The sequence below is a fragment of the Oceanibaculum nanhaiense genome, assembly GCF_002148795.1.
Lineage (GTDB): Bacteria > Pseudomonadota > Alphaproteobacteria > Oceanibaculales > Oceanibaculaceae > Oceanibaculum > Oceanibaculum nanhaiense.
Genome location: NZ_MPOB01000016.1, coordinates 24,247 through 36,186 on the forward strand (window position 1 = coordinate 24,247; position 11,940 = coordinate 36,186).

An 11,940-nucleotide genomic window follows, 5' to 3' on the forward strand; every position below is an offset into this window, starting at 1 on the left:
GGTGTTGCGAGAGATCGGCAACTTCTCCGCAACATAATCTCAGCCCGTCCGGGAGGGTCGCGTGATGCCCCGCGACGCTTCCGAGCTGGCGCGCCGCCTCGCGCGCGCCGCCGAGGCGGTCTGCCGCCATTATCTATCGAAGGGTCGACGCCAGGGCCGCTATTGGACGGTGGGCGACGTGCGCAACACGCCCGGCCGGTCGATGTTCGTGCGGCTGAGCGGGCCGGACTCCGGCCCCGGCGCCGCCGGGCGCTGGACCGATGCCGCCTCAGCCGAGTACGGCGACCTGCTCGACGTGATCCGCGAGAGCTGCGGGCTGACCCAGTTCCGCGAGGTCGCCGAGGAGGCGCGACGCTTCCTGGCGTTGCCCCGCGCCGAACCGCCGCATGAGCCGAGACCGCCCGTCCCGACCGGTTCGCCCGAGGCCGCGCGGCGGCTCTGGGCTATCACGAAGCCGCTCGCCGGCACTTTGGCCGAGGCGTACCTCCACGCCCGCGGGATTGAGACCGTCCACCATGCGGGCGCACTGCGGTTTCACCCGCGGTGCTACTATCGCCCGGACGATAACGCGCCGACCGAGACCTGGCCGGCGATGGTCGCCGCCGTCACCGACCTTTGCGGCGCCATCACGGGCGTGCATCGCACCTGGCTTGCCCCGGACGGCTTGGGCAAGGCGCCGATCGACACGCCGCGACGAGCCATGGGCGGTCTCTTCGGCCATGCCGTCCGGTTCGGTGCGGCCGGCGACGTCCTCGCCGCCGGTGAAGGCATCGAGACGATACTGTCGCTGCGATGTGCGCTCCCCGCCCTGCCCATGGCGGCGGCGCTGTCAGCGAACCACCTCGCCGCTCTCCAGTTCCCGCCGGCGCTCCGTCGGCTCTACATAGCCCGCGACGCTGACGCCGCCGGCGACACGGCGGTCGCGGCGCTCACCGAACGAGCCGAAGCCGCTGGCATCGAGGCGCTGGTCCTCTCTCCGCAATTCGGAGACTTCAATGACGACCTGCGAGCGTTCGGCGTCGGCGCCGTTCGCGCGTCCGTGCGTGTTCAGCTCGGTCCGCAGGATGCAGTCCGCTTCATACGCCGGAGAACGGCCAGGACGGGGTGACCGAAGTCGGCACCCCGTCGCCGACTCACAAGGCCTTCAGGAAGGCCATGAGGCCCTTATCCTCCTTCCATGACCGAACGGTCGCGGCTGCCCCACCTTGCAGAGTGCGACGGCGTTGGCCTTCAGCGTCAGGTCGATCTCGGCATAGATGTTGGTCGTGCTGATCGAGACGTGTCCGAGCCAGGCGCGGATAGTGTTGATGTCCACGCCGGCGAGGACCAGGTGGCAGCCGTGGTGTGCCGGATCACGTGCGGCGTTATCGTCCGATCGGGCAGTTCCGGGACCTGAGCTGCGCAACGCTCGATCAGGCGATAGATCCCGAAGCGGGTGAACGGCGTCCCGAGCCGGCTTACGAACACGGCGTCTTCGCCCGCGCGACCGGTGATCTCGTCCGCCAGAACGCGCTCGGTTTCCGGCCACAGCGGGCAGTGCCGCGTCGTGCCGCCCTTGCCGTGCAAGGTGGCGAGATCGTGCCCGCCTTTCCGCGATCCGATCTGCAGATCGCACACCCTCAGTTGGGTGGCCTCCGACACCCTTGCACTGGTGTTGTAGAGGAAGAGCAGAAGCGCGTACTCGCTCCGGCCCCGCCGGGTCTTGCGGTCGGGCGTTGCCAGCATCGCCTCCATCTCCGCCCTGGTCAGCCATCCAACCGGCGGCGGCATCGATCTCTTCGACGCGATAGCCCGGATGTGACCGCACCATTCGACATGAGCCGGATCGCGGCTGCCGACGAAGCGCGCGAACGTGCGTATGGCCGCCAGTCGCTGATTGCGGGTCCGGGCCGAGCAACCTCGATCCGTCTCGAGATGAGCGAGGAACTGCAGCACCCATCCGGACGTGATGTCCGATACCATAAGCCGGTCCACGGGCTTGCGCACCTTCCGGCTGACGAAGGGCAGCAACAGGCTGAAGGTGTCGCGATAGCTCTTGCGGGTGTTCCGAGCGAGATTGCGTTCGGTAACGATGTGCTCGCACAGGAACCGGCGGAGCCACGGGCCGAGGGCTGCGAGGTCAGGCATGCCGACCTCCCGCCGCATTAGCGGGCGAACCGCAGCGACGTCTGCTCCAGCAGCTCCGGCGTCATCGACAGATAGACCTTCGTGCCCTCCAGATCGGCGTGACCGAGATAGGTGGAGAGCACCGGCAGCAGCCGTTGCATATCGGCGCCCTGCCGATACCAGCTCATCAGGCGATGGACGGCGAAGCTGTGCCGAAGGTCGTGCAGCCGCGGGATTGTCCGGCCGCCTGCTGCGCGGTGGACCCCGGCAACGCGCCGCAGCGTGTCGAACGCGGCCTGCACGGTGCTGCTGGCGAGCCGCGTCCCATCCCGGTTCGCGAGGAGCAACGCGTCCCGGCCGTTCGCGAGTCCGGCGCGCTGGCGCAGGGACACGTGGCTGTCCAGCACTGCGGCAAGCTGAGGTCCGACCGGGACCAGCCGGCTCTTGTAGAACTTGGTGGCCCGGATGGTCACGACGGCGTTCGCCAGATCAACGTCGGTCAGCGTGAGGCGGGTCGCCTCCCCGAAGCGTAGCCCCGCCCCGTATAAGAGGAGAAGCAGGGTGCGGAACGTCACCGCATCCAGCTGGACCGCGCCGCGCCGGCTTGCCTCCACGGTCGCGGGATCGAAGAGGCGCGCAAGCTCATCGCGCGAGTAGATGTAGGGCGGCGCCCGAACGGGCGATCTCGGCGCGTCGACCGGCATGGACGAGCGGGTCGCATGGCCGCGGCTGATCGCGTGACGCCAGAAGCCGGCAAGCGCGTAGTACCTATTCTCGCGGTGACGCGTCGGCGGGCTCTCGCCCGCCAGGTAGGCCAGGACCTGCCCCGTGGTGACCGCGTCGCAGGCGGCGTCGCTATCGGCATGGTCAAGGAAGCGGCGTAGGAGGTTCGCCCCGGTCGTGAACTTCGCGCCGTGAGCCCGTCGCCAGAGCACATAGCGTTCGATCGACTCGCGCAGGATCATGCCAGGCCCTCCAGGTCGAGAGCGGCCACCTCGCGAAGCGCGGCGAGGTCGACCTTGGCGTAGATCGCGGTGGAGGACGGATCGCGGTGGCCAAGGAAGTCCCCGATCACCTTCATCGACGTGCCTTGATCCAGCAGATGCTGGCCGCGGCATGCCGCAGGGCGTGGGCCCCGCGTCGGCCGGTGACGACGTCGATGCGCGCCAGCCGGTCGCGAACCATCTCGCCCAGGGCTTTTCGGTCGAGTGGCCGGACCGGCGCGAGCGTCGTGAAGAAGAGACTGCGCCCGAAGCCGGACGGCCGCGCCTCCCTGATGTAACGCAGAATGGCGTGGCCCACGCCCTGCGACAGCGGCCACAGATGGGTTCGCCCCGGTTTCGGGCAGCGGACCCGAAGCATTGCGTTCTCCCAGTCCAGATCGTCCAGCCGCAGACCGCCGACCTCTCCGGTCCGAAGCCCGTACCCGATGAACAGCATCAGGATGGCACGGTGCGTTACGTCGGCGACGGCGATGGATTTTGCGTGGGCAACTCTGCGAACCCCAACACCTGGATCGAGGTTCGGCTGGCGGACTTTGACGCGCCGGGACTCCATTCCCCTGACGGCCGGCGCTCGAAGGGGCTTTTGGAACAAGTGGCGTTTGGGCAGACGGTGAGCTACGAAGCGCGGCGCGGTCGAAGCGACCGGGTTATTGTCTATGATCTATTATACCAGCGGCAGTCGTCACTGACCGCCATGCGCCCAGCCGCAACCGCTTCGAGACGAGCGCGGTCAGCGGCACTCACATTGACGACGATTCCCTTATCGGAACCTGATCTCGGTCCTGAAGAACCCGTTCTACGCTGGCGTCTATGTCTACGGCAAAAGCGAGAAGCGGACCGAGATCATCGGAGGCCGGGCCCGCAAGAGCTATGGTCACGGCAAGCCGATCGGCACCTGGGAGGTGATGATCAAGGATCACCACGAGGGCTACATCAGCTGGGCGGAGTACGAACGCAACCAGAAGCAGCTGGCCAACAACACCTATGGCTGGCCCGGTGGCGCCAAGTCCAGCCGGGGCGGCCGCGCGCTGTTGTCAGGGATGTTGACCTGCGGGCGGTGCGGCCGCCGGCTTGCCGTCACCTATGCGGGCAATGCCGGGAGCCGTCCAGTGTATCGCTGCGACAAGCTGGGGCCGTTGCCACAACCGCCGGCACGAACATTGGCGGAGGTCGCGCCGGGTTTGCGCTGCGGGCCAGCCGACGCCACGTGAAAAGCTGCTGCGGCGTCAGTCATACCAACGGTGCCCGATACCGACCCGTAGGGGATTCCCTTTCGGACGGAAATGGGATTCAAGGCTGGCGAAGGAGAATCGCCATGCCGCCATCGAGGATTGGGCTCCGGGACGATTTTGACGCCGGCGCGCTTCGCCGCCTAGCGCGGCGTAGCCGGGACAACCGCCAGACCCGACGTCTGCTGGCACTGGCGGCGGTCTATGACGGGATGAGCCGCGAGGCTGCCGCCGCGGTCGGCGGCATGGACCGGCAGACGCTCCGGGATTGGGTGCATCGCTTCAATGCCGAAGGCCCGGACGGCCTGATGGACCGGCCCCGCCCCGGCATGCAACGGCGCTTGAGCGACGCGCAGATGCGGGAGCTGGCGGAGATCGTGGAGACAGGGCCCGATCCGGCGGTCGACGGCGTCGTGCGCTGGCGGCGGATCGACCTGCAGCGCGTCATCGAGGAGCGCTTCGGTGTCGTCTACAGTGAGCGCACGATCACCGATCTGCTCGCCGCGTTGTCGTTCTCCTACATCAGCGGCCGGCCGAAGCATCCGGGCCAGGATGCGCGCGTCATCGAGGCGTTCAAAAAAACTTTCCGCGAACGCTCCAGGCCCACATAGGCCACTTGCCGAAGCACCGGCGGATCGAGATCTGGTTTCAGTGTATGGTTCGCCTCCGGTTTGCAAGAAGAAACGATAGTCCCAGAAGACCCTGCTTCAGCGTATCCGGCTTGTTCGTGGGCGAGTGCCCGAGCCACAATGGGAGCCGCTGGGATGCGTTCCTTACAAGATGATCAGACTTTTTGATCTACTGCCACCACCAGGTTTTGCGTGTCCCGGTCGAAGCAGGGCGATCTACTGGAACCATCAGGCTGCACATCCGATCAGATCACGGTGCCATTGGCTTCTTCTTGCAAGTCGTTCAGCTTCGCGCCGTCAGGCCGCGACCGGCTGAAAGGGTTCGTTCCTCGATAAGACCGCCCAGACGATCCGGGCAACCTTGTTGGCGCTCGCGACGACAATCTTGTTGGTGTGCATGCCCCGTGCGCAAAGCCGTTCCATAAATTCCGCCATTCGACTTTCCCGCTTTCTGCGATGGTAAAATGCCGACCGCATGCCGTGTATCATCAGCGTTCGAACATGGGTGTTTCCGCGTTTCGATATCCCGAGCAGGATCGTCTTGCCTCCGGTCGAGCGCTGTCTGGGTACAAGTCCGAGAAAGGCGGCGAGATCTCGCCCTGTCCGGAAGTCAGAGATGTTGGCGACGGCGCTATAAAGGGCTGTCGCCACGATCACGCCGATGCCCGGAATGGGAAGCAAGGCCCGGCAGACAGAGTTGGATTTGGCGAAGGCTTCCAGTTCGTCGTCGATCTTGGAAAGGCGAGCGTCGATCATCGTGTATTCGGCAATGAGCGTTTCGAAGAGCGCCCGCGAGACCGCAGAAAGATCGACCTTTCCGACCTCCATCAATTCCGTCTGAATGTAGCGTTCGAAACGCGCCCGCCCTGAGGGGATCACCAGGCCGCGTTCGCGCAACAGGCCACGGAGCTGATTGATGATCGAGGTTCGTGCCGTCACTAGCCGTTGGCGCACACGATGGAGCGCCTGCATGTCCAGTTGTTCATCGGATTTGATTCCGACCGCATGGCGGCCCGGCCGTTGTGCGGCTTCGGCGATCGCCAGCGCATCGTTCCAGTCGTTCTTTTGCGCTTTTGCGAAGGGCCGCACGCTCTCCGGGGTCAGCAGCTTGACGTCATGTCCCATCGCGATGAGCTGGTGGGCAAGCCAATGCGCGCCAGAACACGCCTCGAATGCTACACGCAGGCACTCGCTGCGCCGATCGCCGAAAAACGCCAGCAGCCGTGAACGGGTAAATTGCTTTCGCAGGACGATGTCGCCATCGGCGCCCAGGCCGACGACGTGGAAGCTGTTTTTGCCGATATCGATGCCGATCTGCTTGAATGTCATGTGATGCCTCCTTGTTGAGACGGCGAAAATATCCGCCGGGGAGGAGGCGAACCATCCCACAAGATGAAGCCCGGCTCGGACAGAAGAACGGCCGCACCCGGATCTGGGCCAAGAGGGGGACGCGCCCACGCCTCCCGGCCGACCAACGTTATGAGAACGCCTACCTGTTCGGCGCGATCTGCCCCAGGCGCGGCGTCGGCGCCGCGCTCATGCTGCCGCACGCCAACATTCCGGCCATGCAGATGCACCTCGACGAAATCAGCCGCACCGTGGCCCGGCGCGCCCATGCCGTCGTCCTGATGGACCGCGCCGGCTGGCACAAGACCGACAGGCTCAAGGTCCCGAAGAACCTCACCATCATCCTCCTCCCGTCACGGTCCCCCGAGCTGAACCCGGTCGAGAACATCTGGCAGTATCTACGCCAGAACTGGCTCTCCAACTCCGTCTTCGAGACCTACGACGCCATCCTCGACGCCGGATGCGACGCTTGGAACCGCCTCCTGGCAAAGCCCCAGACGATCATGTCCATTGGTCTCAGAAACTGGGCACATGGCGGTCAGTAACTACTGCCGTTGGTATTAGTTAGGGCCTTACCAATTCTCCGAGCCAGAGGACAGTCGCAGCCGAAACCACTATGGCTTGCCGCGCCGAAAGATGAGCATCGCTGTGGCGAAAAGAGGCGCGCCGATCGCCAGGAGCGCGAGCGCCTGCGGCCAAAGCTCGGACAGGCCTATCCCTTTCAGGAACACGCCGAGGATCACGTCCATGTAATGGCGCAGCGGGCTCCCGAGAGAGAGAGTCTGCAACAGCGCGGGCATGCTTTCAACGGGCGCAAGTGTCCCGGAGAGGAACATCAACGGGAACAAGCTGAAAAAGCTTAGCAAAAGGGCCTGCTGCAATGTTCGGCTCACGCTTGCAATCAGCACGCCCAGCGAAATCGCGCTCACAAGGAATACCGCAGTGAGCGCAAGGAAGAGAAGGAAGCTGCCCCGCATAGGCACGCCGAACCACCAGACGATCAAGAGGCTTGGGAATATCGAGAGGAGCCCGATAACGAGTGTCGGGAAGGTCTTGGCGACGAAGAGCTCCGCCGTGCCGATCGGCGTCACCTGGAGCTGCTCGATAGTGCCGGCTTCTTTCTCGCGGACGATGGAGGCCGCTGGATGGATCACCCCCACCATCATGGCGGCAAGCGCAATCATGGAAAGCACCACGAATGAGGTGTAGGTCTGGTCAGGGTTGTACCAGACCCGGACTACCGGCTGGACACCCCCTCCGGACGCCGCTGCGGTTGTCGAAGCCGCCTGGAAACGGTTGACGATCTCAAGCGCATAACCGCGGGCCTGTGCCGCCATGTTCGAATTGGTCCCGTCAAGGAGTACCTGCACGGTAGGCGTGTCGCCCCTCGCCAAATTATGCTGGAAGCGTTCCGGGATGACGAGCGCAACACGTGCCCGGCCCGTCTGAAGCCAATCTGTCGCCGCAGGCGCGCTAGCGGGATACCCGGCGGGCGCGAACGCGTCTGTTACCATAAAGCTTTCGACCAGGGCGCGACTAGCTGATGTCTGGTCGAGGTCGACGACGGCGAGCGGCATGTCATTGACTTCGAAGGACAGGGCGTAGGCGCAGATCACCACCTCGATCGTGTAAAGCCAGAGGATCAAGACCAGCATCACGCGGTCGCGCAGCAGCTGAATCATCTCCTTTACAAGGAGGCCGGCAAGCCGCGTGCCCATCTCACGCCACCTTCTTGCGAAACCGCCACGCCGCGAGCGCGAAGATGATCGCCGTATAGGCGAAGAGAAGCAGGACCGAGGGCCAGAGTTCCGGCAAACCGGCGCCCTTGAGCACGACGCCCCGCGAGAAGTCCACGAAATATTGCACCGGGAACAGGCGCGTATAGAGCTGGAGGACATAAGGCATCGTGAATATTGGGAACAGGAATCCCGAGAACAGAAACGAGGGCATCAGCGTCACGATGAGCGCCAGTAACATGGCGACGAGTTGGCTTTTGGTGACTGTGGAAACCAGGAGCCCAATGCCGACGGTGCAAAAGACATAGACGAGCCCCACCAGAAGGAGGAGGCCAATGCTGCCGCGCAGCGGAACATCGAACCACAGGAAGCCCACGGCGATAACCATGACGATTTGAACAAAGGCAATAAGGCCATAAGGCACGAGCTTGCCGGTCAGAAACTCGGCCGGCGTAAGTGGTGACGCGAAGATCTGTTGAATCGAACCACTTTCCTTTTCACGGGTGATGGCAAGCGCCGTCAGAAGCGGCGGAAACGCCATCAAGATCACGCCGAACAAGCCTGAAATCACGAAAGTTACGCTGCGCAACGCCGGATTATACCAGACGCGGGCTTCGACGCGGACGCTCGGGAACGCCTCACTATGAAAATCCGAGACGATGGCTGCTGCGTAGGCTGCGACGAGGTTAGCAGTGGCGGAATAAGTGCCGTCCACGAGCACCTGGACAGGTGCCGTCCCATCGCGCGCGAGGGTGTTCTGGAACTTCGGCGGGATAACGAGCGCGAGCTTAACAGTGCCACGCTGCAGCCCCTTCTCGACATCCCGATTATCGGTGAAATCCTGTGCAAGCTGGAAGTAGCCGCTCTGAATGAAACGATCGACGAGTGCCCGGCTGTCCGGGGACCGGTCCTGGTCGAAAACCCCTATGGGAACGTTGTCCACGTCGAGCGAGATCGCATAACCAAACAGAAATAGCATCAGTAGCGGCATGAGAAGGGCGACCACGACCGTGATGGGATCGCGAACTATCTCGGTCGTTTCTTTTTCAACGATAGCGGCTATACGGGTGAATTTCATCCTGCTTCCCCGATTGGCCGAACTGCCTGCGTGCGCTCCCGCTCGATATAGGCAAGAAACACGTCCTCGATCGTTTCCAGACCATCTTGCGGCAGGCCGGCGCGCAAGGCCGCGAGGTCGCCCGCCGCGATCAGGCGGCCCTCGTACATGAGCCCGAGGCGGTGGCAGTAGGCGGCCTCCTCCAGATAATGCGTCGTAACGAGCACAGCTGTGCCGGCCGCAGCCAGCGTGTTGACGAGTCGCCAGAAGCGGGAACGCGCCTGGGGATCGACCCCGGAGGTCGGCTCGTCAAGGAACAGGACGGCCGGACGGTGCAGGATGCCGCAGGCGAGTGCAAGCCGCTGGCGCACGGCGCCGGAAAGGCCGGAGACACTTTCGTCCGCGAGGCCGTGGAGCCCGGTGACGGCGCTTGCCCAGGCGATGGCCTCTCGGGCCGGGCGGCGTTTTATCCCGTAGGCGCTGGCGAAGAATGCCAGATTCTCATGCACGGTGAGATCGTGGTAAAGCGAGAAGCGCTGGGACATGTAGCCGATACGCTGGCGCAATCGGCGCGGTTGCGAAGCAATGTCGATACCCACGACACGCGCGGTCCCGTTCGAAGGCGGCAAAAGACCGCAGAGCATACGGATGAGTGTGGTCTTGCCGGCGCCGTTCGGGCCGAGCAAGCCGAAGATTTCCCCGGGGTTCACCTCGAAGGAGACATCGTCTACAGCGACAAAATCACCGAAGCGGCGGGTCAGTCGGCGCGTTTCCACACTCTCGGCCGGTTCGCGATGACCCTTCGAAGCGGCAAGCCGGGCGACTTCAGCAATGCCTGTCGGAACCTCGGTACGCACGCCCTTGCGCAGGACAACGAAGACATCCTCCATCGAGGGCGTGGCCGGTTCCACCCGTCCGAGCTGTTCGAGCTGTTTGCGCAACTCATTCGAAAGACCCTTGGCCGGCTCCACGACAAAGCGGACATCCGTCGGCCGCCACTGGCTTCCCAGCATCTCCGGAGCTTCACTCAAGACATTCTCGACCGCGACCGGATTGTCCGTTTCCACTTGGAAGACAGCTCCCTGCGCGCGAGCACGCAGCGCGTCGGGAGACCCTTGTGCGGTTATCGAACCGCGGTCGAGGAAAGCGACGCGATCGCACATTTCCGCCTCGTCCATGTAGGATGTTGCGAAGACAATCGTCGCACCCTCGCGCCGGAAGTCTTCCAGCATCCGCCAGAGTTCGCGGCGCGAGAGCGGGTCCACCCCAAGGCCGGGCTCGTCGAGGAGAAGCAGGGGCGGCTGATGAATCAGGTTGGTGCACAGGGCGAGCTTCTTGCGCATGCCGCCCGACAGTGTGCCCTCCCGGCGATGAAGAAAGGGGGTGAGCGCGGCGATCGCGAGGAGGCGCTCGCTCCTTGCGGCGTACACAGCCTGAGGCACGGCGCGCACCTTGCCGGCGAAGGCCAGGTTCTCCGCGACAGTAAGGTGATCATAGAGCGTAAAGCCTTGCGCCATGTAGCCAATCCGGGACGTGATTTCGGAGGCTTGCCGTACCGTATCGAAGCCGAGCACCCGGCAGTTTCCCTCACTCGGATCGAGAATGGCGGCCAGGAGTTGAAGGAGTGTCGTCTTGCCCGCCCCATCAGGCCCGACGAGACCAAAGATCTCGCCCCGCGCAATTCGCAGATCGATTGCACTGATGGCCCGAGCGTGGCCGAACCGTCGGCCCAGTCCCTCGGTTTCAATCATGTTGTCGTCCGCGTCGCTCATCGCCCCCGCCTCACTGCGGAACGAAGAGTTGCGGTGGCCATCGCGTGCCGGAACCCCAAAGTATCCAGGCATCAGCAGGCATGCCGGGCTTGAGCACACCATCAGGATTGTCAAGAACAAGCGTCACGCCGAAAACCATGCGCGTCCGCTCCTCCGGCATGTGGATATCGCGGGGCGTGAACTGCGCCTGCTGATCGACCCGCGCGACCCGCCCTTCGAACAGACGGTCGGGAAAGGCGTCCACCCGGACGCGCGCAGAGGCGTCGAGCTTGACCTTGCCGATGTCCTTCTCGGGAATGAAAACCTTGAGTTCGATGCGAGAAAGGTCGGCCAGGATAGCCACCGTTCGACCTGGCTGGGCGAACTCGCCCACCTCTATCGTCTTCGCCAAAACGGTTCCGGAGACCGGTGTGAAAACACGCGTCTTTTTGACTTGGTTCGCCACAAGGGCAAGCTCCTTGCGCGCGGCTTCGATCCGGCCTTCGATCGCGCCGATCTCCGCTTCCAAAGCGCCAACCCGGCCTTGGGCGTTCCGGAACGCGTTTTCCTCCTGTTCGACCCGCTGTGGCGACACGGTACCCCGCTTGCCAAGTTCCCGGTAGCGGGAGAGCTCACGTTCGGCAGTCTCATAGTGATGGCGCCAGACCTGCAGCTCGCGCTCCGCCTGTTCGCGCTCCCGCCGTCGCGCCTCGACCCCGGCCTCGGCTTGCTCTTTCCGCAGGATGAAATCGGCGTCATCGAGTCGAAGCAGGAGGTCGCCTTTGGTGACGGTTACACCTTCGTCAATCCGACTCTCGACGACTCGGCCCGCTACCTCGACGGCCACCCGCACTTCCGTACCTTCGATGTGGCCGTTGCCGTAGAGCAACTGTTCAGGAAGCGGCGCTGGCCGCAAATAGAGGTACAAGCCATAAGAGCCGCCAGCAATGGTGGCCAGCAACAGCGCGCTCAAGAGCCATGTTTTTCTCACGCGGGCGTCCTCCTATAGCGCGACAATCTGGGTGAGATGCTGGCGACAATCAGGATGAGATTCTATGTCGCGGCATCGGTGACGATATCA

At 64.0% G+C, this 11,940-nt stretch carries 11 protein-coding genes and 1 pseudogene; 4 read left to right on the forward strand and 8 right to left on the reverse strand.

Annotation, left to right across the window (positions count from 1 at the left end; genetic code table 11):
* Nucleotides 1-64: 64 nt before the first annotated feature.
* Nucleotides 65-1,108, forward strand: a complete 1,044-nt coding sequence (locus BKM74_RS17695) for a DUF7146 domain-containing protein (protein ID WP_086467043.1) — start codon at nucleotides 65-67, stop codon at nucleotides 1,106-1,108.
* 128 nt (nucleotides 1,109-1,236) lie between these two features.
* Here the strand turns inward: BKM74_RS17695 and BKM74_RS17700 are convergent, their stop codons facing one another.
* The 3 genes from BKM74_RS17700 to BKM74_RS17710 form a co-directional block, all read right to left on the reverse strand.
* Entirely contained in the window at nucleotides 1,237-2,127 is an 891-nt protein-coding gene (locus tag BKM74_RS17700) for a tyrosine-type recombinase/integrase (protein WP_217895527.1), read from the reverse strand.
* A 17-nt stretch (nucleotides 2,128-2,144) separates the two neighbouring features.
* Nucleotides 2,145-3,071: a tyrosine-type recombinase/integrase gene (locus BKM74_RS17705; RefSeq protein WP_086467044.1), complete on the reverse strand. Its 927-nt coding sequence runs from the start codon at nucleotides 3,069-3,071 to the stop codon at nucleotides 2,145-2,147.
* A 112-nt stretch (nucleotides 3,072-3,183) separates the two neighbouring features.
* A complete protein-coding gene (locus BKM74_RS17710) occupies nucleotides 3,184-3,663 on the reverse strand; it encodes a tyrosine-type recombinase/integrase (RefSeq protein ID WP_217895528.1) in 480 nt (159 codons plus the stop codon).
* Nucleotides 3,664-3,880: 217 nt separating this feature from the next.
* On the opposite strand from BKM74_RS17710, the gene BKM74_RS17715 reads away from it, so the two are divergent.
* Both BKM74_RS17715 and BKM74_RS17720 read left to right on the forward strand, forming a co-directional pair.
* Nucleotides 3,881-4,321, forward strand: coding sequence for a recombinase family protein (locus tag BKM74_RS17715; RefSeq protein ID WP_217895531.1), 441 nt, complete (start codon nucleotides 3,881-3,883; stop codon nucleotides 4,319-4,321).
* 104 nt (nucleotides 4,322-4,425) lie between these two features.
* Nucleotides 4,426-5,084, forward strand: a pseudogene (locus BKM74_RS17720) (IS630 family transposase); the annotation flags it as partial.
* Nucleotides 5,085-5,265: 181 nt separating this feature from the next.
* Here BKM74_RS17720 and BKM74_RS17725 read toward each other — a convergent pair.
* Nucleotides 5,266-6,297 carry an IS110 family RNA-guided transposase gene (locus BKM74_RS17725; RefSeq protein WP_086467046.1) on the reverse strand — a complete coding sequence of 344 codons (1,032 nt, stop codon included), beginning with the start codon at nucleotides 6,295-6,297 and terminating at the stop codon, nucleotides 5,266-5,268.
* On the opposite strand from BKM74_RS17725, the gene BKM74_RS17730 reads away from it, so the two are divergent.
* Nucleotides 6,291-6,860: an IS630 family transposase gene (locus BKM74_RS17730; protein WP_086467051.1), complete on the forward strand. Its 570-nt coding sequence runs from the start codon at nucleotides 6,291-6,293 to the stop codon at nucleotides 6,858-6,860. The genes BKM74_RS17725 and BKM74_RS17730 overlap by 7 nt on opposite strands.
* Before the next feature lie 69 nt (nucleotides 6,861-6,929).
* Here the strand turns inward: BKM74_RS17730 and BKM74_RS17735 are convergent, their stop codons facing one another.
* The 4 genes from BKM74_RS17735 to BKM74_RS17750 are packed head-to-tail and all read right to left on the reverse strand — an operon-like array spanning nucleotide 6,930 to nucleotide 11,832.
* On the reverse strand, nucleotides 6,930-8,033 hold the full coding sequence (locus BKM74_RS17735; RefSeq protein ID WP_086467047.1) for an ABC transporter permease: 1,104 nt from the start codon (nucleotides 8,031-8,033) through the stop codon (nucleotides 6,930-6,932).
* Between the two features lies 1 nt (nucleotide 8,034).
* Nucleotides 8,035-9,129, reverse strand: coding sequence for an ABC transporter permease (locus BKM74_RS17740; RefSeq protein ID WP_086467048.1), 1,095 nt, complete (start codon nucleotides 9,127-9,129; stop codon nucleotides 8,035-8,037).
* Complete coding sequence (locus BKM74_RS17745; protein WP_217895529.1) at nucleotides 9,126-10,880, reverse strand: ATP-binding cassette domain-containing protein; 1,755 nt, start codon at nucleotides 10,878-10,880, stop codon at nucleotides 9,126-9,128. The genes BKM74_RS17740 and BKM74_RS17745 overlap by 4 nt, the downstream gene beginning before the upstream one ends.
* A 10-nt stretch (nucleotides 10,881-10,890) precedes the next feature.
* A complete protein-coding gene (locus BKM74_RS17750; protein WP_176342609.1) occupies nucleotides 10,891-11,832 on the reverse strand; it encodes an HlyD family secretion protein in 942 nt (313 codons plus the stop codon).
* Nucleotides 11,833-11,940 lie beyond the last annotated feature (108 nt).

Coding starts and splice junctions, on each gene's coding strand:
- BKM74_RS17695 (WP_086467043.1), top strand. CDS start 65: ATGCCCCGCGACGCTTCCGAGCTGGCGCGCCGCCTCGCGCGCGCCGCC.
- BKM74_RS17700 (WP_217895527.1), bottom strand. CDS start 2,127: ATGCCTGACCTCGCAGCCCTCGGCCCGTGGCTCCGCCGGTTCCTGTGC.
- BKM74_RS17705 (WP_086467044.1), bottom strand. CDS start 3,071: ATGATCCTGCGCGAGTCGATCGAACGCTATGTGCTCTGGCGACGGGCT.
- BKM74_RS17710 (WP_217895528.1), bottom strand. CDS start 3,663: ATGGAGTCCCGGCGCGTCAAAGTCCGCCAGCCGAACCTCGATCCAGGT.
- BKM74_RS17730 (WP_086467051.1), top strand. CDS start 6,291: ATGTCATGTGATGCCTCCTTGTTGAGACGGCGAAAATATCCGCCGGGG.
- BKM74_RS17725 (WP_086467046.1), bottom strand. CDS start 6,297: ATGACATTCAAGCAGATCGGCATCGATATCGGCAAAAACAGCTTCCAC.
- BKM74_RS17735 (WP_086467047.1), bottom strand. CDS start 8,033: ATGGGCACGCGGCTTGCCGGCCTCCTTGTAAAGGAGATGATTCAGCTG.
- BKM74_RS17740 (WP_086467048.1), bottom strand. CDS start 9,129: ATGAAATTCACCCGTATAGCCGCTATCGTTGAAAAAGAAACGACCGAG.
- BKM74_RS17745 (WP_217895529.1), bottom strand. CDS start 10,880: ATGAGCGACGCGGACGACAACATGATTGAAACCGAGGGACTGGGCCGA.